20 protein-coding genes are annotated in these 26,822 nt (G+C 68.3%); 5 read left to right on the top strand and 15 right to left on the bottom strand.

Going from position 1 to position 26,822, the window contains the following annotated elements:
- Window positions 1-96 precede the first annotated feature (96 nt).
- From ACEVQ6_RS12425 to ACEVQ6_RS12360, 14 genes are all read right to left on the bottom strand, one after another.
- Window positions 97-864 (bottom strand): HAD-IIA family hydrolase, encoded by a 768-nt coding sequence (locus ACEVQ6_RS12425; RefSeq protein ID WP_374889308.1) that lies wholly within the window; start codon window positions 862-864, stop codon window positions 97-99.
- A complete protein-coding gene (locus ACEVQ6_RS12420) occupies window positions 861-1,721 on the bottom strand; it encodes a type 1 glutamine amidotransferase (RefSeq protein WP_374889307.1) in 861 nt (286 codons plus the stop codon). Before ACEVQ6_RS12420 ends, ACEVQ6_RS12425 begins: the two co-directional genes overlap by 4 nt.
- A gap of 18 nt (window positions 1,722-1,739) precedes the next feature.
- Window positions 1,740-2,915 (bottom strand): iron-containing alcohol dehydrogenase, encoded by a 1,176-nt coding sequence (locus ACEVQ6_RS12415; RefSeq protein ID WP_374889306.1) that lies wholly within the window; start codon window positions 2,913-2,915, stop codon window positions 1,740-1,742.
- Window positions 2,916-3,044: 129 nt separating this feature from the next.
- Entirely contained in the window at window positions 3,045-4,412 is a 1,368-nt protein-coding gene (locus ACEVQ6_RS12410; protein ID WP_374889305.1) for a glutamine synthetase family protein, read from the bottom strand.
- A 25-nt stretch (window positions 4,413-4,437) separates the two neighbouring features.
- Window positions 4,438-5,787, bottom strand: a complete 1,350-nt coding sequence (locus ACEVQ6_RS12405) for an aspartate aminotransferase family protein (protein WP_374889304.1) — start codon at window positions 5,785-5,787, stop codon at window positions 4,438-4,440.
- A gap of 17 nt (window positions 5,788-5,804) precedes the next feature.
- Window positions 5,805-6,611 carry an inositol monophosphatase family protein gene (locus tag ACEVQ6_RS12400; RefSeq protein ID WP_374889303.1) on the bottom strand — a complete coding sequence of 269 codons (807 nt, stop codon included), beginning with the start codon at window positions 6,609-6,611 and terminating at the stop codon, window positions 5,805-5,807.
- 238 nt (window positions 6,612-6,849) lie between these two features.
- Window positions 6,850-7,791: a helix-turn-helix domain-containing protein gene (locus ACEVQ6_RS12395; protein WP_374889302.1), complete on the bottom strand. Its 942-nt coding sequence runs from the start codon at window positions 7,789-7,791 to the stop codon at window positions 6,850-6,852.
- An 11-nt stretch (window positions 7,792-7,802) separates the two neighbouring features.
- Complete coding sequence (locus tag ACEVQ6_RS12390) at window positions 7,803-8,594, bottom strand: DeoR/GlpR family DNA-binding transcription regulator (protein ID WP_374889301.1); 792 nt, start codon at window positions 8,592-8,594, stop codon at window positions 7,803-7,805.
- 1,005 nt (window positions 8,595-9,599) lie between these two features.
- Window positions 9,600-11,015 carry an FGGY family carbohydrate kinase gene (locus tag ACEVQ6_RS12385; RefSeq protein ID WP_374889300.1) on the bottom strand — a complete coding sequence of 472 codons (1,416 nt, stop codon included), beginning with the start codon at window positions 11,013-11,015 and terminating at the stop codon, window positions 9,600-9,602.
- Window positions 11,015-12,241 carry an NAD(P)/FAD-dependent oxidoreductase gene (locus ACEVQ6_RS12380; RefSeq protein WP_374889299.1) on the bottom strand — a complete coding sequence of 409 codons (1,227 nt, stop codon included), beginning with the start codon at window positions 12,239-12,241 and terminating at the stop codon, window positions 11,015-11,017. The genes ACEVQ6_RS12385 and ACEVQ6_RS12380 overlap by 1 nt, the downstream gene beginning before the upstream one ends.
- Entirely contained in the window at window positions 12,238-13,647 is a 1,410-nt protein-coding gene (locus ACEVQ6_RS12375; protein ID WP_374889298.1) for an NAD(P)/FAD-dependent oxidoreductase, read from the bottom strand. The genes ACEVQ6_RS12380 and ACEVQ6_RS12375 overlap by 4 nt, the downstream gene beginning before the upstream one ends.
- A 133-nt stretch (window positions 13,648-13,780) precedes the next feature.
- A complete protein-coding gene (gene dctP, locus ACEVQ6_RS12370; protein ID WP_374889297.1) occupies window positions 13,781-14,875 on the bottom strand; it encodes a TRAP transporter substrate-binding protein DctP in 1,095 nt (364 codons plus the stop codon).
- Between the two features lie 53 nt (window positions 14,876-14,928).
- Entirely contained in the window at window positions 14,929-16,266 is a 1,338-nt protein-coding gene (locus tag ACEVQ6_RS12365; protein ID WP_374889296.1) for a TRAP transporter large permease, read from the bottom strand.
- Window positions 16,263-16,775 carry a TRAP transporter small permease subunit gene (locus tag ACEVQ6_RS12360; RefSeq protein ID WP_374889295.1) on the bottom strand — a complete coding sequence of 171 codons (513 nt, stop codon included), beginning with the start codon at window positions 16,773-16,775 and terminating at the stop codon, window positions 16,263-16,265. The genes ACEVQ6_RS12365 and ACEVQ6_RS12360 overlap by 4 nt, the downstream gene beginning before the upstream one ends.
- Window positions 16,776-17,222: 447 nt before the next feature.
- Here ACEVQ6_RS12360 and ACEVQ6_RS12355 point away from each other — a divergent pair, with 447 nt between their 5' ends.
- From ACEVQ6_RS12355 to yghX, 4 genes are all read left to right on the top strand, one after another.
- Window positions 17,223-17,996, top strand: coding sequence for a DeoR/GlpR family DNA-binding transcription regulator (locus ACEVQ6_RS12355; RefSeq protein WP_374889294.1), 774 nt, complete (start codon window positions 17,223-17,225; stop codon window positions 17,994-17,996).
- 210 nt (window positions 17,997-18,206) lie between these two features.
- Window positions 18,207-21,455 (top strand): ammonium transporter, encoded by a 3,249-nt coding sequence (amt, locus tag ACEVQ6_RS12350; RefSeq protein ID WP_374889293.1) that lies wholly within the window; start codon window positions 18,207-18,209, stop codon window positions 21,453-21,455.
- Window positions 21,456-21,876: 421 nt separating this feature from the next.
- Window positions 21,877-23,427 carry a VOC family protein gene (locus tag ACEVQ6_RS12345; RefSeq protein WP_374889292.1) on the top strand — a complete coding sequence of 517 codons (1,551 nt, stop codon included), beginning with the start codon at window positions 21,877-21,879 and terminating at the stop codon, window positions 23,425-23,427.
- A 161-nt stretch (window positions 23,428-23,588) separates the two neighbouring features.
- Window positions 23,589-24,476 (top strand): YghX family hydrolase, encoded by an 888-nt coding sequence (yghX, locus tag ACEVQ6_RS12340; protein ID WP_374889291.1) that lies wholly within the window; start codon window positions 23,589-23,591, stop codon window positions 24,474-24,476.
- A 132-nt stretch (window positions 24,477-24,608) separates the two neighbouring features.
- Here yghX and ACEVQ6_RS12335 read toward each other — a convergent pair whose 3' ends face one another.
- Window positions 24,609-25,673, bottom strand: coding sequence for an SDR family oxidoreductase (locus tag ACEVQ6_RS12335; RefSeq protein WP_374889290.1), 1,065 nt, complete (start codon window positions 25,671-25,673; stop codon window positions 24,609-24,611).
- A 135-nt stretch (window positions 25,674-25,808) separates the two neighbouring features.
- Between ACEVQ6_RS12335 and ACEVQ6_RS12330 the strand changes: the two genes are divergently transcribed.
- The gene (locus tag ACEVQ6_RS12330; protein WP_374889289.1) at window positions 25,809-26,705 is read left to right on the top strand and encodes a LysR family transcriptional regulator; all 897 of its coding nucleotides are present in this window, start codon (window positions 25,809-25,811) and stop codon (window positions 26,703-26,705) included.
- Window positions 26,706-26,822 lie beyond the last annotated feature (117 nt).

The raw sequence follows: 26,822 nt of genomic DNA, 5'->3' as shown, positions 1-26,822 counted from the left end.
CCCGCGGCGGGCTCTTCGTGTTTCAGGGCTTATCTCTGTGACGCGTTCCAGTCACGACTGACGGTTTCAGGCAGCGGCGGCGTTCTCCCGGCGCCGTCAGCCGACCGGGATCTCGGCCAGGCTGGCGATCTCGGCGTCGGGCCTTACCGAGGCATGCGGGTTCGGGATGCCGGTGGAGACCAGATAGGAGCGCAGGCCCGCGCTCTGGCCGGCGATGATGTCGGTGGCGATCTGGTCGCCGACCATGATCGTCTCCTCCGGCCGCGTGCCGAGCCGTTCGAGCGCCTCCAGGATCATCAGCGGCGAGGGCTTGCCGACGATCGCCGGAACGACGTCCGGCGCGGCCGCCAGCAGCGCCGCGAGAAAGGCGCCGACACAGGGCTCGACCCCGTCCTCGAGCGGGGCGATCACGTCCGGATTGGTGACGACGAGCGCCGCCCCGGCCCGCAGCGCCCGCGTGGCGACAAACATCTTGCGGAAATTGAAATCATAGTCGCTGCCGAGCACGACCAGGTCGGCGCGCTCGTGATCGACGAGGCTGGCGCCGGCCGCGGTGACCGCATCGACGAGCGCTGCCTCGCCGATGACATAGGTGGCGATGCCCGCCCTGAAATGCCGGCCGACATAGGCGGCCGTCGCATCCGTCGAGGTCAGCACCTGCGCATCCGAAAGCGCCACGCCGAGGCGGCGCAGCTTGTCGGCAAAGGCCTTTGCCGATTTCGCCGAATTGTTGGTGACGAAGACATACGGAATGCCGCGTCGCGCCCAGTCGGCGATCGTCTCGACCGCGCCGGGAATGGCGGTCTCGCCGCGATAGACGACGCCGTCGAGATCGCTGACGATGGCACGGATCGGCGGAGTCATGCGGAGCGCCTTTCGTGGATGCGGGTCTCGACCGCATGCGTCAGCCAGTTGCCGATCTCGGTCAGCCGCACCATCGGGTCGAGGATATCGGCGCCGAGGCCAAGGCGCCAGGCGATCGCCGTCAGGCGCGGATCGGCGGCGAGGCGGCGCAGCTCCGCGACATAGGCGGAAAGACCGTCGAGCGTCTCGAAATTTCCCTCGTCGACCAGCACCTGCCCGTAGCGGGCGATCACGTCGGCAATGTCGGTCAGGGCGTATTCCGGATGATACTGCGTCCCCCAGAAGAGCCCGCCGCCGTAGTGGATCTCGGCCGCCTGCACCGGGCTGACGCCGTTTGCCGCAGTCACGATCGCGGCTTCGGGCAGCACTGTCACATGGTCGCCATGGATCGCCGGAGCGCTGAAGGCAGGCGGACGGCCGGCATGCATCGGATGGCGCGCGCCCTCCGGCGTCAGCCAGATGTCGCGGGCATAGGCGACCTCGCGGCCCCTGTCGTTCCGTTCCACGCGCCCGCCGGCGGCGACGGTCGCGATCTGCAGGCCCCAGCAGGAGCCGAAGAAGGGCGTGCCGGCGGCAAAGACCGCACGGGCGAACTCGACCTGCCGGCGCACCTCCGGCACGTCGTGATAGGCGTTGAGCGCCGATCCGGTGATGGCGATGCCGTCATAGGCGGCGAGCGGCAGCGGCGCCGGCGTCGCGTCGTCGGCCGGCGCGACGATGTCGACCCTGGCGTCGGCACGCAAGCGCCTCAGTTCTTCTGCATAGCGCTCGCCCGGCGTCAGGCCGTAGAGGCTCCGGCAGAGCCGCCGCATGGCGGCGGCGTTTCCCTCGACGACGAGCAGGCGCAGTGCGGCCATGGCGGATCTCCCCGGTCGTCAGATCCTGAACGAGAGATCGCCGTCGATCGCCGCGCGGGTCAGCACGGCAAACTCTTCGGCGGTGAAGCGGCGCGGATTGGCGCCGGCGGTCGGGTCGTTGACCGCATCGGCCGCGATCCCCTCGACATCGCCATGGCCGACGCCGAGATCGGCCAGGGTGTGCGGCACGCCGATCTCGGCGCGCAGATCGACGATCCATGTGAGCACGGCGTCGAAACCGCCGGTGAGGCCCAGCGTTCGGGCGACCCGTTCCAGCTTCTCCTCGATCGCCGGCCGGTTGGCGACGATGACATAGGGGAAGAGCACGCCGTTGGTCAGCCCGTGATGCGAATTGAACCGGGCGCCGACCGGATGGGAGACGGAGTGGATGGCGCCGAGACCCTTCTGGAAGGCGGCCGCGCCCATCGAGGCGGCGGCGAGCATATAGGCGCGGGCCTCGAGATCGGCGCCGTTCTTCACCGCGCGCGGCAGGTGGATGTCGATGATGCGCAGGCCCTCGAGCGCGATGCCGTCAGCGATCGGGTGGAAGCTGTCGACGCAGAAGGCCTCGAAGCAATGAGCGAGCGCGTCCATCCCGGCGCCGGCGGTCAGAAGCGGCGGCAGGCCGACGGAAAGCTCCGGGTCCTCGATCGCGACCTTCGGCAGCATCAGCGGATGGAAGATGATCTTCTTCTCATGCGTCGCCAGATTGGTGATGACGCCGGCGCGGCCGACCTCGGAGCCGGTGCCGGCCGTGGTCGGCACGGCGATGATCGGCGAGATCAGGCTGGCGTCCGCCCGCGTCCACCAGTCGCCGATGTCCTCGAAATCCCAGACCGGCCGCGTCTGGCCGTGCATGAGGGCGATGCCCTTGCCGATGTCGAGCGCCGAGCCGCCGCCGACGGCGACGATGCCGTCATGGCCGCCGGCCCTGTAGGCGGCGACACCCGCATCGAGATTGTCGCCGGTCGGGTTGCCCTGCACGTCGGAGAACAGCGCGCCGGCGATGCCGGCCTGCGAAAGCAGCGCCATCACGTTGGCGATCATCGGCGCGTCCTTCAGGCCGCGATCGGTGACGACGAGAGGATTGGCGATGCCGGCATCGCGGGTCACCTGCGGCAGCGTCCGGATCGATCCGACGCCGGTGAGGACGCGGGTGGGGTAGCTCCAGGAGGCGGTGAGGAAATCGGTCATGGGCTCGTCTTTCGAAAGGATATCAGGTGGAACGGGGAAGCATCGGGATCGCGCACGGCGGCGTCTCCGGCGTCTCTCGTCGCAATGTGCGCAGCGGGGAACAGCCAGTCGTCGTCATCGCCGGATCCGTCAAATGATCTCGAAATAGCGCGCCAGTTCCCAGTCGGTGATGGCGCGGCGGAATTCCTGGTCCTCCCAGCGCCGCGTCATGGCGTAATGCTCGATGAAGATCTCGCCGAACAGCGCCTTCGCCGCCGCGCTCGCCTCCAGCCGGTCGGCGGCCGCGCTCAGCGTGCGCGGCAATTGCCGCTCCGGCGCATGCGCCATGTCATAGGCATTGGTGGCGATCGGCGCGTCCGGCTCGATGCGGTTCTCGATGCCCCAGAGGCCGGAGCCGAGCGCCGCGGCCATGGCGAGGTAGGGATTGATGTCAGCGGCGGCCACGCGGTATTCGACGCGCTGGCTCTTCGGCGAGCCGGGAATGACGCGCAGCGCGCAGGTGCGGTTCTCCACGCCCCAGGTCGCGTCCGTCGGCGCCCAGAAGCCGGGAATGAGGCGCGAATAGCTGTTGACGGTCGAGGCGACCATGGCGATGAGCTCCGGCATCAGCGCCTGCTGGCCGCCGACGAACCAGCGCATCGTGTCGGACATGCCGTGCGGCTTGCCCTCGTCGTAAAAGACCGGCGTGCCGTCCCGGCCCTTCAGCGACAGGTGCAGATGGCCGGACTGGCCGGGCCAGTCGTTCGACCACTTGGCCATGAAGGTGATCATCTTGCCGCGCCGCTCGGCCATCACCTTGGAGAAGGTCTTGAAGATCGCGGCGCGGTCGGCGGCGTCCATCGCCTCGGTATGCTCGATCGCGGCCTCGAGCACGCCGGGCCCGGTCTCCGTGTGCAGGCCCTCGATCGGAATGTCCATCGCCTCGCACATCGCCAGGAGATCGTGGTAGAATTCGGCCTCGACCGAGGAACGCAGCATCGAATAGCCGAAGAAGCCGGGCGTGATGTTGGTCAGGCCCTTGTAACTCTTCTGGCGCACCGAGTGCGGGGTCTCGTCGAAGACGAAGAACTCGAATTCGGCGGCAATCGAGGCGGAAAATCCCAGCCCGGCGGCGCGCGCCACGGTGCGCTTCAGCAGGGTGCGCGGGCAGACGTCGGCGGCCCGCCCCTGGAATTCGCCGAGGAAAAACAGCATCTCGCCTTCCTCGGGCACGTTGCGGCAGCTTTCCGGCACGACATGGACGAGGGCGTCCGGGAAGGCGGTGTGCCAGCCGGTGAACTTGCCGTTCGGATAGAGCTGGTCGTTCGAATCCCAGCCGAAGATCACGTCGCAGAAATTGAAGCCGCTCTCGAGCGCGGAGAAGAACTTCTCCCGCGAGATGTATTTGCCGCGCATGACGCCGTCGAGATCGACGATCGCCACCTTGACATGGCTGAGGCCGCGCTCGCCGACAATCGCACGGGCATCGGCCGCGTTCCTGACATCCCTGGGATCCATCGGGGTCTTCCTGTTTCGGACAAGGTCAGCCGGCGAGCCCGAGGCGCGCCAGCACGGTTTCGAGGCGTTCGGCGAGCGTATCCGCATCGGCCTTGCCCGCCACCAGCGGCGGCCGGATCTTCAGGACGTCGGCGGCAAGGCCGGCCACGCCGATCAGCACGCCCTCGTCCTTCAGCCCGTTGACGATGGCGCTCACCGGATCGGTGTTGCCGCGCCATTTCTCCTTCGGCACCGTGATGCTGACGCCGAGATAGAGGCCGGCGCCGCGCACCCCGGAAAGCACCGGGAGGGAGGCCGCCATCTCCTGGAGCCGCTCCCTCAGATAGGCGCCGGTGACGCGGGCATTCTCCATCAGCCCGTCCGCCTCGATGGCGTCGAGCACGGCAAGGCCGGCGGCAGCGGCGGCCGGCGTTCCGCCAAAGGTGTTGAAATAGCCGAACTGCTCCTGCAATTCGACGAGCAGGCCCGGCCGGGTGACCACGCCGCCGATCGGGAAACCGTTGCCCATCGGCTTGCCCATGGTGACGATGTCGGGCACGACGCTGTGGCGCAGGAAGCCCCACATGCCGTCGCCGGTGCGGGCAAAGCCCGGCTGCACCTCGTCGGCGATGACGAGGCCGCCTCCCGCGCGCGTCGCATCCACCGCGCCCTTCAGGAACCCGGCCGGTTCGGCGAAGACGCCGTCGCTGGAGAAGATGCTGTCGACAAGAAGGGCTGCGAAGCCGTGGCCTTCCGCCTTGAGTTCGGCGATCGCGCCGTCGACGGCCGCGGTGAAGCCGCCGGCGATGTCGTCGCCATAGGCCTCTCGCGACGGCGGTTCGACAAGTTTCACGAAAGCCGGCGGCAGGCCGCGCTTGTAGGAGGACGGCGAGACCTCGGTGACGGCGGCGGTGTTGCCGTGATAGGCGCCGCGGGTGACGACGACGCCATGGCCGCCGGTGACGCTGCGGGCGATCCGGAGCGCCAGATCGTTCGCCTCGCTGCCGGTGCAGGTGAAGGTGACATGGGCGAGCGGCGCCGGGAACGTGGTGAGCAGCCGTTCCGAATAGGTCTCGCAGATGTCGTAGAGGTAGCGTGAGTGGCTGTTCGCCGTCAGCATCTGCGCGTGGACGGCATCGGCGACCCGGGGATTGCAATGGCCGACCGAGGCGACATTGTTGTAGAAATCGACATAGCTGCGGCCGTCGGCCGTCAGGATGCGGTTGCCCTCCGCCTTCACCACGTTCAGAGGCTCGCGGTAGAAGAGCAGCGACGAGGGGCCGTAGCTTGCCTGCCTTCGGGCGACGAGTGCCTTCAGGCCGGGGTCGAGCGCCTCCGCGTCGCCCGGTTCGAAGGCGTTGAGCGAGAGGATGGAACGGGTCTGGTCGGTGGTCATGTCTGTCTCGCTGCCGGTCACGCCTGGCGGGCGCGGGCAAGGCCCGGGCCGTTGATCATGTCGAGCACCTCGTCGAGCAGCGCGCGCGTGGCGGCGGCGACCACCCGCCCGTCGGACTGCGGCGTCAGCGCCCGGCCTTCCCAGTCGGTGATGATGCCGCCGGCCCCCTCGATGATCGGCATCAGGGCCATGAAGTCGAAGGTCTTCAGCGAGGTCTCGATCACGAGGTCGATGTAGCCGGAGGCGAGCAGGCCGTAGATGTAGCAGTCGCCGCCGAAGCGGCGGAAGCGTGCCGCGCGGCTGATGCGATCGTAGACCTGCCAGTCCCCGTCGCTGAAGATGTCCTGCGAGGTGGTGTAGATCTGTGCGTCGGCGAGCGCCGTGCAGGCGGAGACTTTTGCCGGCGCGCCATTGAAGCGCGCGGCGTCCCCCGTCCCGGTCCAGCGCTCGCCGATCGCGGGAATGTCGATCATGCCGAAGACGGTGCGGTCTTCCTCGGTGTCGCGCAGCGCCGCGAGCAGCCCGTAGAAGGGCATGCCGGAAATGAAGCTCTTCGTGCCGTCGATCGGGTCGATATACCAGGTGTAGCGACCGCCCTCCTCGGCCTCCATCTCCTCGCCGACGATGCCGTGGTCGGGAAAGGCGGCGTGGATCCGCTCGCGCATATAGGCCTCGATCGACTGGTCGGCGATCGTCACCGGAGACAGGTCTTCCTTCTGTTCGAAGGCCGTCTTCTGGCGGAAATAGCGCATGGAGATCGCCTTGCCGCCCTCCGCCAGTTCGGCGCAGAATGCCTCGATGTTCGCCAGATCGATGTCAGACACGGATGAATTCCCCTTGCATCACTTGGGCCCGCCGCGGGCGCCCGAGGCCCGAATGGCCGCGCCCGCCCCTCCGCCGGGGCTTCGCGTTCGACTTTGAGGTTTGTGCCTGCGGGCGTCCACGCGAAAAACGCCGCCTGTAGGCCGAGCAAAGATTTGCTGGAGAGGCGGACGGGCCATCCCCTCCGGCTGGAGCCTGCCTGTGGGGCGATGTGGAACCTTCCAACCCGCCCCCGACGCATCAGGCCGCCGGCGCCTCGCGGCCCCGCGTGCCGAGCCCGGACTGGCGCGCATCGCGCGGGGCGATGCGGAAGTGGCGCGAGAAGGTGCGGGAAAAATGCGAGGCGTTCTTGAAGCCGACCTGGTAGGCGATCTCCGAGACGGTCAGCGCCCCGTTGCAGTCGGCGACCAGCAGTTCATAGGCCTTCTGCAGCCGCCGTGCCTGGATGAACTGGCCGACGGTGGTGTTGTTGTCGGAAAACAGCGAGTAGAGATAGCTCGGCGAGATCCGGTTGGCCTTGGCGATCTTCTTCGGCGACAGTTCGGCGTCGTCGAGGTTGCGTTCGACGAAATCGAAGATGCGCTGCTTCAGCCGGTAGCGGCTGTTGCGCCAGTTCATCGTCTCCTTGCGGTTTTCCGAGGCGAGCACGAGCATGACGAAGCCGATGACCTCGGTGGCGAGCGCCTCCGGGTTCGGCGGGCTTTCTTCCGCGAAGGTTTTGGCGATCATCGCGACGAAGCCGGTGAGCAGGTTCGCCATGCGGCCGTTCTGCTCGAAGCGCTTGCCCACATGGTCGTCGATCGACGACAGCCGGCCGCGCAGGTCCGGGCCCGGCAGGCTGATGCGCCAGTGGCTGAGCGCGTCCTGCGACGACAGCTCGTAGAAATGCGCCCGGTTGAGCAGGACGTATTCGCCCGGCGCGACCTCGCCGCTGCGGTCGCGCTGGCAGAAATAGACGGTCGCGTCGCAGGGGATGATCAGGTCGTAGGCATCCTCGACCGGTGCCGATTCCTGCTGGCCGGCATGGACGTGGCGCATCAGCCCGGCGCCGGCGCGCGCCATGGTGATGCGGCCGATCGCATAGTCGAAATTGAGGCCGAGTTCGGCCGGCCCGCCATGCGGGCCGCTGCCGTTGTGCGGGCCGGCGTCGAGCGCGCGGGGGAAGATGCTCTGAACGGTCATGTCCGCCTCCGTCAATCCTGGTTTCCGGTGATGATGAGTTCGACGCCCGCGATGCGCACCGCCTTGGTCAGCGCGGGCGGCGGGGCCTGGTCTGTGAAGAAATGGTCGAGTTCCTGCCATTCGGCGTAGCAGACGAGCGAGGGCACGAGGAACTTGGTCGAGTCTGCGACGAGAATGGCGCGGGCGGCCCGCGTCACCATGGCGCGGTAGACGGCGCCGGCCTCGTCGTCGGCGTCGTAGAGCCCGTCGACATCCGTGCCCGTGGCGCCGACGATCGCCCAGTTGGCCTGGAAGCCGTTGATGCCGGCGATCGTCTGGTGGCCGTAGACATAGCCTTCGGTCGGATGGGTGCGTCCCGGCAGGAACAGGGTGCGGATCGTCGGGTTGTGGCAGAGCGCCTGGGCGATCGAGAAGTCGTGGGTGATGACGGTGATGTTGCGCCGGATCGCCGCCAGGCGCCGCGCGACGTGGTTGGTCGTCGCGCCCGCGCCCATCAGCAGGACCTCGTTCTCCGCGATCCGCTCGCAGACGGCGGCGGCGATCCGCTCGCGTTCGTCGACCATATATTTGCTGCGTTCGCGCACCGGCGCCTCGAAGGCGAAGGGCCGCGCCGCGCCGCCATAGGTCCGGTTGATCAGGCCGCGGCTGTCGAGTTCCATCAGGTCGCGCCGGATCGTCTCGTGCGACACGCCGAGCGCGGTCGCGAGTTCGGAGGCGCGCAGCGTCGGCGAGGCCTGCAGTTCGGAGATGATCCGTTCCTGCCGCACCGTTTTCGACAGACGCGCGGCTCCGAGCGTCATCATGTCGCTTTCCAGCTTAACCAAGAGGCTCCCCTTGCGAAAAATCATGCTGTTTCGCACAAATTTTCATCAGACGATTGTCTCGCCTTGTTATTGGGCAAGCTTCGCATGAAAACGTGGAAGTGTCCACATAATTTGTGGGACCTCTGTGGATTATGTGCGTGTTTGCTAACCACAGGTCGCGCTGTCCTCAGATTTCGCGCGCCACGAAAGGCGTGCCTCCTCGCGCGATGCCGCCATTGGGGCCGGTGCGAGCTTCACGAGGGCGGACGGAACGTCTTCGGCGAGATTTTCAATGCCGAACCTGAGGTCCAGCCCAACAGCAGCCCGTTCGGCCGGCTCTTCGAAGACGGCGACCTGTTCGCGACCGGCCCGCCCGACGCGATGGTCCTGCCTGTGCCCGGCCACACGCCCGCCTGCCTCGCCTGGGTTGCGGGCAACGTGGTCTTTCCCAACGACATGCCGCCCAGGCCCGACGACGGCACGGCGTACGTCGACGCTCCCGCTAAGGCGATGCCCGCATGCTCCGCCGCTCCATCCGCCGCCTCAGCCGGGGACTCGCGGATGTGCCCGTGCCACGACCACAGGGCACCGGATCTTCGCAGCCCTTGTCCGCGGCGTCCTGTTCGCTGGGCGGTCTCGTGATCTGAGGCACGGTCGATCCCGCGCGCGCCTTCGCCTTCGCAGTTGGTAGAGCGCTGATTCCGTCGGTGATCGCCCTCTGCGATCAGGCGGCGCCGCGTCCGGCCGTCCTCCGACGCGCGGTGCCCGTGTTCCGGCGGGCAGGAGGGATCGACCGTCCGCTCGTCGTCGGCACCGCCTTCGGTGTCACCACCGCGCCGACCTTATGCCGTCTCCGGTTTCCTCGACGGCATGCCTTGCGGGATTGTGGGATCCCGTCTCGCCCGGCGCCTTTCCGTCCGAAAGGACATGCTCGACCGCCCGTTCGCCCGGATCATCTCCCGCAGCCTCGACCGGCGCTTTCGGGGTGAGACGGCGGCGTACCCGTCAGGCGTCCGTCGTTCTCCAGCCGCGCGCGCGCTCGACGGCGGCATGGAAGCGCCTGCGGTCGGCGGGCGTGAGGGTGTTGTCCGGCGATACATGGCGGGCGTCGGCGCGCACCGGTGCCCCGTCGATGCCGCAGAGTTCGGCAAGGCCGAGCGCCGTCAGTTCGTGCATCGCCGGCAGCGTGATGCTGCGTCCGCTGGCGGAGGCGAGGCATCGGGCAAAATAGCGGCTCTGCGAGACGCCGCCGTCGATCGAGATCGCTGCCGCGCCGCCCACCGCCGGGCCGGCCGCGTCGATCAGCCCGGCCGTCAGCAGCGCGATGCCTTCGATGGCCGCGCGGCAGAGGTCCTGGCGGCTGGTCGCATGGTCCATGCCGATCATCAGCGGCGCCGCGTTGCGGTCCCAGTAGGGCGCTGCAAGTCCGGAGAGGGCCGGCACGAAGGCGATGCCGCGGCTGATCGCCGAGGGGCCGTCGAAACCGTCCAGTTCCGTGACCTCGTCATAGAGCCGGAGACGTTTCAACCATTCGAGTGCCGCGCCGGCATCATAGACGCCGCCCTCGATGGCGTAGACCGGCGCCTCCCTGTCCCGCATCCAGCCGATGGTCGGCAGCAGCCCGCCGGCCTCCGGCCGCTCCGCGCCGCTGACGGCAAGCAGGAAGGCGCCGGTGCCGAAGGTGATCTTGCAGTCGCCGGGCTGCCGGCAGCCATGGCCATAGAGCGCGGCCTGCTGGTCGACGATCGAGGCCTGGACCGGCACGCCGTCGATCAGGCCGAAGCCGGCGTCGACGGGCCGGATCTCCGGCAGGCAGCCGATCGGGACGCGATACAGCGCGCACATCTCCTCGCTCCAGACGCCCTCCGAAAGGTCGAGGAGGCCGGTGCGCGAGGCCGTGGCGAGATCGGTGGCGAAGGCGCCGGCGAGCCGGTCGAGGAAGAAGGCGTCGGTGGTGCCGAGCCGGAGCCGGCCGGCCGCATGGGCGGCGGCGACGGCGGGCACGTTCCTAATCAGAAAGGCGAGCTTGCTCGCAGAGAAATAGGGATCGAGCGGCAGGCCGGTGACCGCCTTCGAGCGCGCGTCCGCCGCCGGCCCGAGGGCTTCGAGCGCCTGCGCCGTGCGCGCGTCCTGCCAGACGATGACCGGGGAGAGGGCGGCACCCGTCATCGCGTCCCAGGCAAGGCAGCTCTCGCCCTGGTTGGCGATGGCGATCGCATCGACCGGACCGGCGGCGGCAAGGACGGCGCGGATATTGGCGAGCAGTTCCTCCGCATCGTGCTCGACCCATCCGGCGGCCGGATGGTGCTGGGCGTGGCGGCGGCTGGCGGCGACCTGGGTCAGGACGCGGCCCGCCCCGTCCTCGGAAATGACGAGGCAGCGGGTCGAGGTCGTTCCCTGGTCGATGGCGGCGATGCGCATCAGGCGCGCTCCCTGAAGTGGAAACGGATATGGTCCGCCTCGGGTGCCCCCGGCGGGATCGGCACGAGGATGCGCCGTTCCGGCTTCCAGTCGCCTTCTTTCGCCCAGACCTCGCGCCCGTCGAGGCTGAGCGACAGCTGGCCGCGGGCGCGGCGGGCGAAGCGGAGCTGGAAATCGGCAAAGGCTTCCGGCGACTGGCCGCGCCGCAGGAGCGTCGGCACGACGAGCTTGACCGGTGCGTCGAAGAGGACCGACACCGTCGGCGCCTCGGCCGGTTCGCGGCCGAGATCGGCGGCGATCGCTGCGCCCACGCGGCGCCCCTCTCGAAAGGCCCAGCCGCCCGTCTCGACCGCGCGCAGCACATTGCCGCCGGCAAAGTAGAGCGGATTGTCCAGCCGGCCGCTGGCGTCGATCGCCGGGCCGGCACTGCCCTCGGCCAGTGCCAGCGTCGACTGCCGCACCAGCGATGCTTCCGGGGTGAAGCGGCCGGTGAAGAGCACGCCATCGCAGGAAAACGTTCGAAACGTGCCGTCGGCGAGCCGCACCGTGACCGTCTCGACACGGGTGGCGCCGCGAATATCGACGAGCGTTGCTCCGGTGTGGAAGGGAATGCCGGCAAGCCGCGGCAGCAGGGTCAGCGGCGCCCGCGCCAGAGGATGCGGCCCCGGTTCGATCATCGCCACCGGGCGCGCGCCATGGCCGAGGCAGGTGATGACGGCGGAGAGCGACACGAGTTCGGAGCCGACGATCAGCGGCCTTCGGAACGGCATCAGCCCGTGGAACGCGACATAGGATTGCAGCGCGCCGGTGGTGAGGATGCCGACCGGCCGGTCGCCGGGGGCGAGCAAAGCGGAACGCGGCATCTCGCGCGCGCCGGTCGCAATCATCACGCGCCGGGCGGCAAGCCGCGTGACACCGCCGGGCGTCGCAAGGGTCAGCAGCCCGTCGTCGCCGAGCGAGACCACGGAATGGTGAAGGCGGATGTCGATGCCCGCCCGTTCGGCGTCCGCCTGCAGGCGCCGGCCATAGGCGGCGCCGAGATAGATACGGCCGAATTCGCGCATGCCGAAGGGCGAATGGCTGCAATGGCGGGTCGCACCGCCCAGCATGGGCTCGCGGTCGAGGATCACGACGCGCGCGACGCCCCGGCGGCGCAGTTCGAGGGCCGCGGCAACCCCTGCCGGGCCGCCGCCGATGACGGCGACATCCGCGTCCGCGCCGCTCATGGCCGGTCTTTCTCGCCGGCGGCGAGCGGTGTCGCAAGCCGCCCGGCGGTCAGGGCCGCCAGATGCGCGTTGCAGTAGAAGCCCTGGCAACGGCCCATGCCGGCACGGGTGCGCCGCCTGAGCCCACCGAAATCGCCGGGAGGCACGGCGCTCGAGAAGGTCGCTTCCACCTCGCGCCGCGTCACCAGCTCGCAATGGCAGAGGATCTCGCCATGGTCCGGGCGCTGCCAGTCGCGCTCTTCCGTTTCGGTGAGGTTCGGCAGGCGGATGTCGGGCACGCGCTCCGGCGCGGTCAGCGTCGCGCCGAAGGTGCCGTGGAGCGCCAGCGCGTGGCGGGCGAGGCCGAGGGCGGCGCTGAGGCCGGTCGAGCGGATGCCGCCGAGCGTGATCGCCCGGTGTTCCGGCCGGCAGTAGACCCGGTAGCCCTTCTCTTCCGTCCCCGGACGCAGGCCAGCATAGAGCGCGGTGACCGGCATGCCGGCGAGTGCCGGCACGATTTCCGCCCCGCGCGTCACGAGCGCCCGCAGCGTTTCCGTGTCAACGGTGGCGCGCGTCCGGTCGTCCTGCTCCTCCGCCGTCGGCCCGACCAGCACGTTGCCGAAGGCGGTGGGGCAGACGACGACGCCCTTGGTGATCGCGGTCGGCACCGGCAGGAGGATGCGCGGCACGTGGCGGAAGGCGGCCTTGTCGAGGATGACGAACTGGCCCTTACGCGGCCGGATCGAAAATTCCGGCGAAAAGCCCAGCCGCGCGTCGACGATGTCGCCATAGAGCCCGGCGCTGTTGACGACCGCGCGGGCCTTCAGCGTTCCGGCGCCGGTGTCGAGCGTCCATTCGCCGTCGAACGTGCCCTTCACCAGTTCCGCATTGCGGAAGAAGCGGGCGCCGAGCGCTATGGCTTGGGTCAGATAGGCAAGCGGCGCCGTCCAGGGGTCGATGACATGCTCGCCGTCGACCTCCAGCGCCGCGACGAGGTTTTCGGACAGCGACGGCATGGTGCGGCGGGCTTCCGTGCCGGAGAGGATCCTCAGATCGGTGATGCCGTTGACTCGGCCCTGCCGTTCGAAGCCCTCCAGTTTCGCGGCCTCCTCGGCGCTCCAGGCGCAGACGAGCGCGCCGGTGCGCACCATCGTCAGGCCGAGGCTCGCGCGCATCTCCAGATATTCCTCGCGCCCGGCCCTGACGAGGTCCAGTTCGAGACTGTCCGGCGGCGCGTCGAAACCGGTGTGAAGGATGGCGCTGTTCGCCTTGGAGGCGCCCGAGAGAATGTCCGCTCCCTTTTCGACGAGCACCACTTTCGCGCCGGCCAGTGCGAAACGGCGGGCGACGGCACAGCCGACGACGCCGGCGCCGATGACGGCGACGTCGAACAGGTCCTCGCTCAAGGGATGGGAGTGTGGGAGCATACCGCTCTCTTCAAAGGGCGCCGGACGGCGCCGGGGCATCGGGGGGCGGCAGGCCGGAGCGGTGCCGCCGCGCAACGGTCATGGGAGGGACGGCGCGCGCCGAGGCGGCGCCGTCCCGGTTTTTCCCGGTCGCTCAGCGATAGGGATAGCCGGCCTTTTCCATGACGGCGGCGTATTTCTTGAAGGCCTCGACCACCTTGCCGGCGCGGGGACTGGAAGACGCCGTCTCGTCCCAGAAGCTCGCGGAATCCTTGACCACCTGGTTCCATTCCTCGGCCGGCAGCGCGGTCAGCTCCATCTTCTCGCCCTCGACGCGCAGCTTCGCCTCGCCGCCCCAGTACCAGACGTCGCGATAGTAATGCGACTGGTCGATGGTGATGCGGAAAAGCTCCTGCAGGTGCGGCGGCACCTTGTTCCAGCTCGCCGTGTTGGCGAAATAGGAGCCGAACCAGGCGCCGGTCACCGAGTTCGTCAGCGCATACTTGCACACGTCCGCCCAGCCGACCTCATAGGCCTCGGTGAAGCCGCACCAGGCGACGCCGTCGAGTTCGCCGGTCTGCAACGCGACCTCGACATTGTCCCACGGGATCGTCACCGGGACGAGGCCGTAGCGCGACAGGAACCGGCCGGCTGTCGGCACGCCAAAGACGCGCAGGCCGTTCATGTCGGCAAGGCTCCGGATCGGCTTGTCGACGGTGAAGATGTGCAGCGGGTCCCAGGCGCCGGCCGACAGCCACGTCACGCCCTCGACCTCGCCATAGGCTTCTTCCCAGATTTCCTTGAGGCCGTAATAGTTGAAGAGCGCCGGCACATCGAGGCTGTAGCGGGTGGCGAAGGGGAAGTAGCCGCCGAACTGGGCGATGTCGACCGGCGAGGCCATCGTCGCCTCGTCCGACTGGACGGCGTCGATCGTGCCGCTCTGCAGCGCGCGGAACAGGTCGGATGTCGGCACGAGCTGGTCGGCATAGTAGAGCTCGATCTCCATCTCGCCGTTCGCCGCCTTGTTGAAGGCCTCGATCTGCGGCTTGATCACATGGGCGCCGAGCGGCGCGCCGGAATAGGTCTGCAGGCGCCACTTGATCGGGCCGCTCTGGGCGTTGACGTAAGGGGCGGCGAGCGTTGCGCCGGCGACGGCCGCGCCGGCGCCGAGGCTGGCTCTCGTCAGGAAATGGCGGCGGCTGGCGAGGATCGCCTCCGAAGGGCTCGGCTTTTTCGTGTCGTCGGTCATTCTTGTTCTCCTCTGGATTGTTTTGGAAGGGATGTGCAGGGCCGGTGTCCGGATCAGCCCTTCACGTTCATATGCTCCGGAAGCCACAGGGCGATCTGCGGAAAGATCATGAGGATGATGACGGTCAGCACCATGATCCCCGCGAAGGGCCAGATCGACTTGTAGATGTCGACCAGCGAGATTTCCTTCGGCGCGAGCGAGCGCATCAGGAACAGGTTGTAGCCGAAAGGCGGGGTGATGTAGGCGATCTGGCAGGTGATGGTGTAGAGGATGCCGTACCAGATCAGCTGGTTGTCGAAGCCGAGATCGAGCGCCTTGACGAGCGGGATATAGAGCGGCGCGACGATGACGAGCATGGCGGTGTCGTCGAGGAACATGCCCATGATGATGAAGCTCAGCTGCATCATGATGATGATCGTCCAGGGGTTCAGATCCCACTGGGTGATGAACAGGAATTCGATCGCCTTGACCGCGCCGAGCCCGTCGAAGACGGAGCCGAAGGCAAGCGCCGCCAGGATCAGCCACATGAACATGCAGGAGACGCCGAGCGTCTTCATCGAGGAATCGCGGATCACCTTCCAGGTGAAGCGTCCCTTGGCGACCGCCGCGAGCGTCGCCGCCGTCGCGCCGACGGCCGAGCTTTCGACGAGGCTGACCCAGCCCATGACGAAAAGTCCGGTCATGAAGAAGAAGATGGCGAAGGGAATGATGCCGGCGCGCAGCAGCGCCAGCTTCTCCCGCATCGGCATCGCCAGCTCCTCCTCCGACAGCTTCGGGGTCAGCTTCGGATTGAGCTTGGCGCGGACATAGATGTAGAGGATGAACAGCGCCGCCATCAGAAGGCCGGGAAAGACGCCGGCGAACCACAGCTTCGACACGGGTTGGCGGGCGATCATGCCGTAGAGCACGAGGACCACCGACGGCGGAATGAGGATGCCGAGCGACGAGCCGCCCTGCACCACGCCGGAGATCAGCACCTTGTCGTAGCCGCGGCGGATCATTTCCGGCAGGGCGATGGTGGCGCCGATCGCCATGCCGGCGACGGAGAGCCCGTTCATCGCGGAGATGATGACCATCAGGAAGATGGTGCCGATGGCAAGCCCGCCGGTGAGCCTGCCGAACCAGACATGCAGCATCTTGTAGAGGTCTTCGGCGATGCCGGATTCCGCCAGGATGTAGCCCATGTAGATGAACAGGGGCAGCGTCAGCATGGCGTACCAGTTGAACAGCTTGAACACCTGGTTGAACGGGATCTCGATGGCGCCCGGTCCGTAGAGCAGCAGGGCGGCGGCGCTGGCGACGAAGCCGATGCCGGCGAAGACGCGCTGGCCGGTCGCCAGCATGAACATCATCGATCCGAACAGGATCAGCGCGATCATTTCATAGCTCATGCGTGCCGCTCCCGGCGCAGCGCGTCGATGTGCTTGAACACCTCGCCGATGCATTGCAGCAGCATGAGGACCAGGCAGGCAACCAGCAGCGCCTTGATCGGAATGACGGACGGGTTCCAGATCGAGAAGCGCTTCTCGTTGGTCTCGATAGCGTAGATCAGGCTGGAAATGCCGCCGATCAGCAGGACGCCGAGATAGAAGATCATGCAGCCGCTGGTGGCGAGGTCCATCCTGTGCTTGCCGCGCTCCGACAGGGTCGAATACCAGAGGTCCATGCGCACATGCTCGTTGTTCTTGATCGTGAAGGGCCCGCCCATGAAATAGTAGGCGGCAAGGGTGAATTGCGTCAGTTCGACCGCCCAGTGCACCGGCATCCGGATCAGGTTGCGGGTGACGGCGTCGAAGAGCAGCGTTCCGCCCATGAAGAAGATGAGCGAGGCCGCCAGATAGCCGACATAGTCGGAGATCCGGTCGGTCCATTTGACATAGGCGGCGATCATCGGATGCATGCGGGCGCTCCGGGGCGGATGCGTTCGTCAGGCGTTTCAGGCATTGGGCTGTCTCCATCGCTGGCCGGCACGAAGGAACGCACGGCGCCGGATGTCCGGAGCCGGCCCCTGGCCGAGTGTCACTGAGGCGGATGCGTCCTGCGGCGCTACCGTCTGGCGATGGTCGTGTCGGACTTGGTCATTGCGTTCCCCTGGTCTCTCTCTCGATGGCCCGTGTCCGGTCCATCGGCGCGGCCCGTTTCGGTTGTCTCGCGCGGTGGCCAGATTAACGGGCTTTGCGGGAAAGAAAAGACCAAATTTATCACGAAAAGCCCGAATGATCGCGGCATGCAGAGTATAAGAGGCCGAACGGTCATCTTTTCTCATTTTTGTTGACCGAACGGTCAGTGCGTCCTACAACGAGGATGCTGTCGCGACGGAGCGCGACGGCTGCCGGAGGAGCCGCCGATGTCGCCGACCGACCGCTGGGACAGGATCGTCGCGCTGCTCGGCCAGGGCGGAGGCATGAGTGTCGAGGCGCTGGCCGAGGCGCTCGCCGTCTCCCGCGAGACGGTGAGGCGGGACCTTGCGCGGCTCGATGCCGCCGGGCGGCTGCGCAAGATCCATGGCGGCGCACGGCCCCTCGTCGCGCCGGCGACGGCCAGCAACAAGGAAGGGCCCTTCGCGCAGCGGATGATGCAGAATGCCGAGGCGAAGCACCGGCTGGCGCGGGCGGCGGCGGCCCTCTTCGCGCGTGGCGATTCGCTCTTCATCGATACCGGCAGCACCACCGTCGCCTTCGCCGAGGCGCTGGCGAGGATCGACGGCCTGGTCGTCGTCACCAACGCGCCGCGCATCGCCGCCACCCTTTCGGCCAATGCCAGCCAGTCGCTGTTCCTGATCGGCGGCGCCTATGGCGCGGATGCCGGCGAAAGCCTCGGGCCGCTGGCGCTGGAGCAGATCGGCAAGTTCCGCGCCCGGCATGTGGTGCTGACCGTCGGCGCGCTGGACGCCGCCTGCATCATGGATTTCGACCTGCAGGAGGCCGAGGTGGCCAAGGCGATGATCGAGCGGGCCGATCGGCTGACCGTGCTTGCCGACCACTCCAAGCTCGATTGCCGCGCCGTCTTCGAGGTGGCGCCGCTTTCGGCCCTCGATACGCTCGTCACCGACGCGCCGCCGCCGCCGGCGATCGCGCAGGCGCTTGCCGATGCCGGCGTGGCGGTCGTCGTCGCCCGCTGACCGGGATCTCGCCACCGCGGCGGAGGCGGGCGCGGCCCTCGTTTTTGAGGTTGCCCAAAGGTGCGCCACAGCGCCCAAAACTTGGGCGAAATTTCCTCTTTTCTCCAATTATTGCCGCCACTTACGTCGAAATTCCCGGCGTGGGCGAAATATAAACTTAATCGGTCGCCGTTAACCTCGGCTTCATCGTCAATCCAGGTCTTGCGGCACATGGCGTCTTTCCTGAACAGGCTGCGTCCGAAGGGGCGCGGCGCGCCCGTCTTTCTGTCCTTTATGTTCCTGCTCGCTCAGGGCAGCGTCGCGAGCGCGGCCGGCACGCCGCTCGACGCCCTGCGCGCCGATCTCGACCTGCTCTGGATGATGGCGGCGGCGGCGCTCGTGATGCTGATGCAGGTCGGCTTTCTCCTGCTCGAAGCCGGCATGGTCCGATCGAAGAACTCGATCAACGTCGCGCAGAAGAACATGCTCGATTTCGTCTTCGGCGCCGTCGCCTTCGCGGCGGTCGGCTTCATGCTCGCCTTCGGCGCGGCAACGGTGCTTCCCTTCGGCATGGACGGGCGTTTCTTTTTCCTCTCGGGCCTTTCTCCCTACGAACAGGGCTTCTTCGTCTTCCAGGTGATGTTCTGCGGCACGGCGGCGACGATCGTCTCCGGCGCGGTCGCCGAACGCATGCGCCTTTCCGCCTATGTCTTCGGCGGGCTCGCCATGTCGGGCATCATCTATCCCGTCTTCGTCCACTGGGCCTGGGGATCGGCGCTCGGCCGTAATGCCTCTTCCTTCCTTTCCCGGCTCGGCTTCGTCGATTTCGCCGGTTCCACGGTCGTCCATTCGACGGGCGCCTGGGTTTCGCTCGCCGCCTGCCTCGTCATCGGGCCGCGCGTCGGGCGGTTCGATGCCGCGGGCCGGCCGGTGCGCATGTCCGGCCACAGTCCCGTGCTCGCGACCACCGGCGCGCTGCTGCTCTTCATCGGCTGGATCGGTTTCAACGGCGGCTCGACGCTTTCGGCCCGCGCCGACGTCGCCAAGATCGTCATGAACACGGTGCTTGCCGGCTCCGTCGGCGCGGTCGTCGGCTACTGCCTCGGCTGGTGGCAGGACCGCGTCTACCTGCCGGAAAAGGCCAATTGCGGCATGCTCGGCGGGCTGGTCGCCGTCACCGCCGGCTGCCAGATGCTGGAGCCCCTCGGGGCGCTCGCGATCGGCGCGCTCGGCAGCGTTGCCGCGATCCAGGTCAACATCCTCATCGAGACGCGGCTGCGCATCGACGATGCCGTCGGCGCGATCGGCGTGCATGGCGCGGCCGGGGTGGCGGGCACGCTGGCGCTCGCGCTGCTTGCGCCGGTCGATCTCCTGCCGGCCGGCGGGCGCCTCGCGCAATTCTCCGTCCAGTCCTTCGGCGCGCTGGTGAATTTCGCCTGGGCCTTTTCGGCCGGCTATGCCTTCTTCTGGCTGCTCGGCCGGCTGATGCCCGTGCGCGTCGAGGCGGATGCCGAGGAGATCGGGCTCAACGAGGCGGAGCATGCGACGCGGATCGGTACCGGCCATGTCGAGGATGCCTTCGCGACGCTGGTGCGCGGCAATGCCGATCTCGGCATGCGCCTTCCGGTCGATCGCGGCGACGATGCGGAGAAGCTGACGCGGCTCTTCAACGCGCTGATGGACAATCTCGAGGCGGAGGAGCAGGCGCGCGGTGAACAGGCGGAGATGCAGCGGGACGCGGAGGAATCCGAACGCGTCTCCGCGATCGCCAACGCCACCTTCGAGGCGATCCTGATGCATCGCGCCGGGACCGTCATCGACGGCAACGCCCAGCTCGCGGCCCTTTACGGCGCGCCCCTCGACGCGCTCATCGGCAAGCCGGTCGCCGATCTCTTCCCGCGCGAGCACCGCGACGCCTTCGCCGGCCTCGGGCGCGACGACGCCACGCGCGAGGTCGAGCTCGTCGATGCGGCCCGCCGCCGCATTCCCGTCGAGGCGCGCGGGCGCAGCATCACGCTGAGAGGCGAGAATGTCGAGATCAGCTGTATCGTCGACCTGCGCGAGCGCAAGAAATCCGAGGCGCGCATCCTCCATCTCGCCCAGCACGATCCCCTGACCGGGCTCGCCAACCGTGCCCTTTTCAACGAAAGACTGCAGCGCGCCGTCAGCCGCGCGGAGAGCGGCACCGGCATCGCCGTGCTGCTCGTCGACCTCGACCGCTTCAAGGATGTCAACGACATCCACGGCCATCCGGCCGGCGACGCCGTGATCCGGGAGACGGCGCGCCGCCTTCAGGCGCTCGTGCGCGGCGGCGACACCGTCGCGCGCCTCGGCGGCGACGAGTTCGCGATCCTGATGCCGCGTGTCCCGTTCGAGGCGCAGGTGGCGGATACGGCGATGCGCATCGTCGAGGACATGCGCCGGGAGATCGATGTCGGCGACGGTGTCTTGGTGCGCTCCGGCGCCAGCATCGGCTGCGCGCTGCATCCGCTGCATGCCGACAGCGCCGAACTTCTCGTCGCCCGCGCCGACATCGCGCTCTACCACGCGAAAAATTCCGGCCGCAACCTCTACAGCCTGTTCCGGCCCGGCATGAACGACATCGTCGAGAAGCGGCGGGCGCTGGAGGCCGACCTTCAGGCGGCGATCGACGGCGACGGGTTCGAACTCTACCTCCAGCCGCGCGTCGATACGCGCACGGCCGCCGTCGCCGGCTACGAAGCCCTGCTGCGCTGGCATCATCCCGAGCGCGGGCTTATCGGTCCCGCCGATTTCATTCCGGTGGCGGAGGCCTCCGGAAAGATCGTCCAGATCGGCGAATGGGTGATCCGCCGCGCCTGCCACATCGCCCGCGACGGCCTTGACGGACGCCGGATCAGCATCAATGTCAGCCCGCTGCAATTCCGCCAGCACAATTTCGTCTCGATCGTCGCCGACATCATCGCCGAGACCGGCATCGATCCGCGCCGGCTCGAGCTTGAGATCACCGAGGGGACCCTGATCGACGACGACCGCCGCGCGCTGGCGGTGCTGCGGGCCCTGAAGCGCCTCGGGGTCGACATCGCGCTCGACGATTTCGGCACCGGCTATTCCTCCCTGAGCTATCTGAGCCGGCTGCCCTTCGACACGATCAAGATCGACCGCAGCTTCGTCGCCGGTCTCGGCACCAACGACAACGCCCCCGCCATCATCCGCTCCATCATCGATCTCGGCGCCGGTCTCGGCATGACCGTGGTGGCGGAGGGGGTCGAGACCCCGGACATCGCCGAGATCCTGGTGCGCGCCGGCTGCGACGAGCTGCAGGGTTTTCTGCTCGGCAGACCCGCGCCGCTCGGCGAGGCGGCGGTGCGCATCCCGCCGGAGATCGCCGCGCTGCTGCTGGCCGCGCGGCCCGGGGCCGACACGGCCGGCCTGCGCGCCGTCGCCGAGCGGATGCAGGACGGGCCTGCGGGCGTGCAGAAGGCGACGCGCCGCGGGTAGGGTTGCGCGGGCTCCGTTCTCCGAACCGGCCTGGCCTCATCCCGCATGACGATCCCGTCGCCGCGAAACGGGTCCCGAAGAAGGGGGCAATCGCGGTCGTCCCGGCCGGAGCAAGAGTCTCCCGTCCCATGAAAAACACCGGGTGGCGTTGCCTGCGGCTGCGGCGCACGGGCATCCGGGCTTCGGCTATTTCGCCTCGCCCCGCTTTCTTCTACCCGGTGCGGCCGGACGTCGAAGGGCGGCGCCCCGACCGTCCGTTTCAGCCTGCGGCCGGCACATCGCAGCGATCCGGTGACGGCTTGCCACCGGGCCCTGCGGCGCTCGACGCCTCATCTCGAAGCATGATCTTGCCGATCCTCGTTTCATTCCGGTCGGATTATGCTCTAACGCTTGGTAAGCGAGAGGCCGCGGAGGGCAGTTCATGGACAGGCAATCGGACAAGGCGCCGGCAAGCGGGCTGCATCACGTCACGCTGATCACCCGCCGGGTGCAGGACAATGTCGATTTCTATGTCGGCTTCCTCGGGCTTTTCCTCGTCAAGCGCACCGGCGGCTTCGAGGACGCCACCCAGCTCCACCTCTTCTACGGCGACCGGCAGGCGACGCCCGGCTCGCTCGTCACCTTTCTCGTCTGGGAGGACGGTGCGCCCGGCCGGGTCGGCACCGGGCAGGTGTCGGAGATCGCCCTTTGCGTGCCGAGGGCCTCGATCGGCGCCTGGCTTACCCGGGCGCTGGCGCAGGGCGTCAGGGTCGAGGGGCCGATGCGCGAGTTCGGCGAGCCGGTTCTGCGGCTGAAGGATCCGGACGGCATCATCGTCAAGCTGGTCGGCGTCGGCGACGAGGATGTCGCCGGCGTGCCGGACGCGCCGCTGCGGGCGGGCAGGCTGCGCGCGGTGACGATCCTGACCGATGCGCCGGAGGAGACCGCGGCCTTTCTCGAGCGTTTCGGCTACCGGCCCGTCGCGAGCGCGGGCTCCTCGCGCCGGATGGTGTCCGACACCGATGCGGTCGATGTCCGCGATGCCTCCGGCTATGTGCCGGGCGTTCCCGGCACTGGAACGGCCGACCACGTCGCCTTTCGCGCCGCCGACGGCGCGGCGCTCGTCGCCGCCGAGCAGTCGCTCTCCAGGCGCAACGCCTCGCCGACGACGATGCACGACCGTCATTATTTCGCCTCGCTCTATGTGCGCGAGCCGGGCGGGGCGCTGATCGAGCTTGCGACCGACGGGCCGGGCTTCGCCATCGACGAGGCGGAGGGGCGGCTTGGCGAGATCCTGTTCGTCCCGCCGCAGGACCGCGACCGCGCCGAGGATCTGAAGGTACTGCTGCCGCAGTTCTCGCTGCCCGGGGCGCCGCGCCCGCCGCGCCGCGACCTGCCCTTCGTCCACCGCTTCCACACGCCCGACGATCCGGATCACCGGACGATCGTGCTCCTGCACGGGACCGGCGGCGACGAGGCCGACCTGATGCCCTTCGCCCGCCGCATCGCGCCGCGGGCGACCCTTCTCGGCGTGCGCGGCCGGGCGACGGAGGAAGGCGTGCCGCGCTGGTTCCGGCGCTTTTCTCCCGGCGTCTTCGACGAGGCCGACATCCGCGCCGAGGCCGAGGCCTTCGCCGCCTTCGTCGAGGGCGCGGTGACGGGCTATGGCCTCGACCGCGGCGCGCTGACCTTCCTTGGCCTGTCGAACGGCGCCAACTTCCTCGCCGCGGTGATGGCGCTTCATCCGGGACTGATCCGCAGCGCCATGCTCTTTCGCGCCGCTCCGGTCCTTGCCTTGCTGCCGGCGGTGGACCTTGCCGGAACGCGTGTGCTCGCCGTCGCCGGTCTTGCCGACGCCGCCGGCGGGGAGCGGGGGCGCCTCGAAGGCTGGCTACGCGCCGGCGGCGCCGACCTGACGATCGCTCCCGTCGATGCCGGCCACGGCCTTTCCGCCGCCGATGGTCCGGTGGCGCGCGCATGGCTCGATCCGTGACCGACTGGCATGGTGGCGATCGCGCGATGCCGCAATCGTGATCGGCGGCGTGCTCCTGCCTTCTGTTTTTGCCGCAGCGTCCGACGCTGAAGCGATCCCGCTTCGGCTGGAAATGCTTTAGGATGGCGGCATTCGCCGAAGACCGCCGAGGAGGGCGCTCGATGACCCGGATGACCGCCGCCGATTTCCCGCAGGAACTGCTGGAGCTCTATGACTTCTACGCCCATGGAAAGATCACCAAGCGCGAGTTTCTCGACCGCGCCGCCAAATATGCGGTCGGCGGCGTCACCGCCGTAGCCCTTCTCGGCGCGCTCGGGCCGGACTACGCGCTGGCGCAGCAGGTGGCCTTCACCGATCCCGACATTCTGGCCGAGTACATCACCTATCCGTCACCGAAGGGGCATGGCGACGTGCGGGCCTATCTCGTCCGCCCGGCGAAGGCGTCCGGCAGGGTGCCGGGCGTTGTCGTGGTGCACGAGAATCGCGGCCTCAACCCCTATATCGAGGATGTTGCCCGCCGCGTCGCCAAGGCCGGCTTCGTCGCGCTCGCCCCGGACGGGCTGACCTCGGTCGGCGGCTATCCCGGCAATGACGACAAGGGGCGCGAACTGCAGCAGACCGTCGACCCCAAAAAGCTGATGAACGATTTCTTCGCGGCGATCGATCACCTGACGGCGAGCGCGCTCACGACCGGCAAGGTCGGCATCACCGGCTTCTGCTACGGCGGCGGCGTCTCGAACGCGGCCGCCGTCGCCTATCCGGACCTCGGCGCCGCGGTTCCCTTCTACGGCCGGCAGGCACCCGCCGGGGACGTGGCGAAGATCCGCGCGCCGCTGCTCTTGCACTATGCCGAACTCGACACCCGGATCAATGAGGGCTGGCCGGCCTACGAGGCGGCGCTGAAGGCGGAGGGCAAGACCTACGAGGCCTATGTCTATCCGGGCGTGAACCACGGTTTCCACAACGACTCCACCCCGCGCTACGACGAGGCGGCGGCGACGCTCGCCTGGGAGCGCACGATCGAGTGGTTCCGTCGCTACCTCGCCTGACCGCCGCGGCAGGCCTTGACGCCCGCCCGGACGCATGGGCCGGGGCCGATCCGGCGATGTCCCTCACCCCCTTCCGCGACGAGGCGGCCGGCTTTATCCCGGCTCTCGGCTGCAACGGTGCCGGACGGGCTGTTACGGGATGATCCGCTCGGCGCGCAGCCTGTCGAAGACGTCGACGAAGGAGCGTTCCGTGTCCTGGAAGCCGGTGAAGCCGAGCTTGCGGCTCTTCGCCATCGAATGCAGGCATTCCATCGGCCGGCCGAGGTCCAGATCCGTATGCCAGGCGGACGCGAGCCGGTCGAGCGGATTGGCCTGCAGGCCGTGTTTTCGCACGATTGCCTCCCAGTCGCCAGCATAGGTCTTCATCTTCGGTTCGAGCGGATTGGTCTCGCCCGGATAGGCGCCCGGCGCGATGCCGAAGTAGCCCGCGATCGACGCCCAGAGCTCGCGCCAGCGGAAGACGTCGCCATTGGTGGCGTTGAAGGCCTCGTTGCGGGCATTGGGCTCGGTCGAGGCCCAGACGATGTGGCGCGCCAGCAGCCGGGCGTCGGTGATGTCGTTGATGCCGCTCCAGCCGGTCGGGCTGCCGGGAAAGACGAAGGGGCGGCCGGTCTCGCGGCAGATCGTGGCATAGGTCGCGAGCGTCGCGCCGATGTTCATCAGGTTGCCGACGGCATAGCCGATGATCGTGTGCGAGCGGTGCACGCTCCAGCCGAACCCCTGCCGCGATGCCGCCTCGGCGAGCACGTCCTCGAGTTCGTAGTAGAAGTTCTTCTTCGGCAGCCGTGGCGCGTCCTCGCGGAAGGGCGTGACCGGCTCGACCTTGCCGTAGTCCTCGAAGGGGCCGAGATAGTGCTTCGTTCCGGTGACGACGGCGACATGCTCGACGGAACCGCGCCGGTTGACGCCCTCCAGCACGGTGCGCAGCATGCCGCCGTTCAGCCGGATGTTCTCGTCCTCGCTGCGTCCGAGCGTCCAGCTGCAGTAATAGACATGGGTCGGGTCGAGCGTGGCGAGGATGTCGCCGGTGCCGGGGTCGTGCAGGTCGACGGCGACGCTTCGCATGTAGGAGGCGCCGAGCGGCGGCCGGCGCGACAGGCCGGTGATCTCGAAGCCGCCGCGATCGCGCAGATGCTCGGCAACGTTCAGGCCGACGATACCCGTGGCGCCAACCACGAGCGCGCGCTTCTGATACATGACATGTCTCCAGGGGGATGGGGCGGCGGACAATCCGGCTGCCCGGTTCGCCCGCAGACTGGCATGGCGGAACGGGCAGGGAAAGCGTAAGAGCGTCACGAGTGACGTGACGGAAATTCATCGAGGGAGGGATGCATGTCGAGCCGGTTTTCCGACATCGAGGTCTTCGTCCGGGTGGTCGAGACCGGCAGTTTCGCCCTTGCCGCAGCCCAGCTCCACCTGTCGCCGTCTGCGGTCAGCAAGACGATCGCCCGCATCGAGGAGCGGCTCGGCCTGCCGCTGGCGATCCGCTCGACCCGAAAGCTGCGGCTCACCGCCGAGGGCGAGGATTTCTACGCGCGCGGCAAGGCGATCGTCAGCGAGGTGCAGATGCTGGAGCGTACCGTGCGCGAGCGCGCCGGGCAGGTGGCGGGAACGCTGAGGGTCAGCTGCAACATTCCCTTCGGCCTGCACCGGATCTCGCCGCTGGTGCCGGAATTCCTCGCCGCCTATCCCGGCATCCAGCTCGACCTCCAGCTCTCCGACGCGCCGGCCGACCTCATCCGCGACGGCATCGACATCGCCATCCGCACCGGCGTGCTGGCGGATTCGACTATCCGCGCGCGGCGCCTCGACGCCTCCGCCCGCCATGTCGTCGCGGCCCCCGCCTATCTCGCCCGCCACGGCATGCCGGCGCAGCCGGCCGACCTCCTCGCCCACAATTGCCTGACGCTCGGCTTCAACCGGAACTACGGCAAATGGCCGTTCCGCATCGCCCAGGAGGGCGTGATGACCGAGCTCGACCTCGCCGTGCGCGGCAACCTGATGGTCGACAACGGCGAGAGCCTGCGCCGCTTCGCGCTTGCCGGCGTCGGCGTCGCCCGCCTGTCGGAGTTCCATATCGGCGCCGACATCGCGCAAGGGCGGCTCGTGCCGCTGCTCGAAGGTTTCAATCCCGGCGACCGCGAGCCGGTGTCGCTGATCTATTCCGACCAGGCCCATCTTTCCGCCCGCATCCGTGCCTTCGTCGATTTCATCGCCGCGCGCCTCTGACCATTCGCGACCGCGCTTCACAAATCAAGTGACCTCAATTCATGAAGTCTGGCCTGGCACCGGTGCTAGGCTTGCCGGGGCGCGGCTTCCGGCCGACGCCCGGCGCAGGGTGAAACG

The sequence above is a fragment of the Ensifer soli genome, assembly GCF_041928815.1.
Taxonomy (GTDB): Bacteria; Pseudomonadota; Alphaproteobacteria; order Rhizobiales; family Rhizobiaceae; genus JBHFEI01.
This window is presented reverse-complemented; position numbering and strand designations above follow the sequence as displayed.

Excerpts from the sequence above, each read along its gene's own strand:
- ACEVQ6_RS12365 (WP_374889296.1), bottom strand. The coding sequence starts at position 16,266 with ATGAGCTATGAAATGATCGCGCTGATCCTGTTCGGATCGATGATGTTC.
- ACEVQ6_RS12360 (WP_374889295.1), bottom strand. The coding sequence starts at position 16,775 with ATGCATCCGATGATCGCCGCCTATGTCAAATGGACCGACCGGATCTCC.
- ACEVQ6_RS12355 (WP_374889294.1), top strand. The coding sequence starts at position 17,223 with ATGTCGCCGACCGACCGCTGGGACAGGATCGTCGCGCTGCTCGGCCAG.
- ACEVQ6_RS12375 (WP_374889298.1), bottom strand. The coding sequence starts at position 13,647 with ATGCTCCCACACTCCCATCCCTTGAGCGAGGACCTGTTCGACGTCGCC.
- ACEVQ6_RS12410 (WP_374889305.1), bottom strand. The coding sequence starts at position 4,412 with ATGGATCCCAGGGATGTCAGGAACGCGGCCGATGCCCGTGCGATTGTC.
- yghX (WP_374889291.1), top strand. The coding sequence starts at position 23,589 with ATGACCCGGATGACCGCCGCCGATTTCCCGCAGGAACTGCTGGAGCTC.
- ACEVQ6_RS12395 (WP_374889302.1), bottom strand. The coding sequence starts at position 7,791 with ATGACCGTTCAGAGCATCTTCCCCCGCGCGCTCGACGCCGGCCCGCAC.
- ACEVQ6_RS12425 (WP_374889308.1), bottom strand. The coding sequence starts at position 864 with ATGACTCCGCCGATCCGTGCCATCGTCAGCGATCTCGACGGCGTCGTC.
- ACEVQ6_RS12415 (WP_374889306.1), bottom strand. The coding sequence starts at position 2,915 with ATGACCGATTTCCTCACCGCCTCCTGGAGCTACCCCACCCGCGTCCTC.
- dctP (WP_374889297.1), bottom strand. The coding sequence starts at position 14,875 with ATGACCGACGACACGAAAAAGCCGAGCCCTTCGGAGGCGATCCTCGCC.
- ACEVQ6_RS12385 (WP_374889300.1), bottom strand. The coding sequence starts at position 11,015 with ATGCGCATCGCCGCCATCGACCAGGGAACGACCTCGACCCGCTGCCTC.
- ACEVQ6_RS12345 (WP_374889292.1), top strand. The coding sequence starts at position 21,877 with ATGGACAGGCAATCGGACAAGGCGCCGGCAAGCGGGCTGCATCACGTC.
- ACEVQ6_RS12335 (WP_374889290.1), bottom strand. The coding sequence starts at position 25,673 with ATGTATCAGAAGCGCGCGCTCGTGGTTGGCGCCACGGGTATCGTCGGC.
- amt (WP_374889293.1), top strand. The coding sequence starts at position 18,207 with ATGGCGTCTTTCCTGAACAGGCTGCGTCCGAAGGGGCGCGGCGCGCCC.
- ACEVQ6_RS12420 (WP_374889307.1), bottom strand. The coding sequence starts at position 1,721 with ATGGCCGCACTGCGCCTGCTCGTCGTCGAGGGAAACGCCGCCGCCATG.
- ACEVQ6_RS12390 (WP_374889301.1), bottom strand. The coding sequence starts at position 8,594 with ATGATGACGCTCGGAGCCGCGCGTCTGTCGAAAACGGTGCGGCAGGAA.
- ACEVQ6_RS12330 (WP_374889289.1), top strand. The coding sequence starts at position 25,809 with ATGTCGAGCCGGTTTTCCGACATCGAGGTCTTCGTCCGGGTGGTCGAG.
- ACEVQ6_RS12405 (WP_374889304.1), bottom strand. The coding sequence starts at position 5,787 with ATGACCACCGACCAGACCCGTTCCATCCTCTCGCTCAACGCCTTCGAA.
- ACEVQ6_RS12380 (WP_374889299.1), bottom strand. The coding sequence starts at position 12,241 with ATGAGCGGCGCGGACGCGGATGTCGCCGTCATCGGCGGCGGCCCGGCA.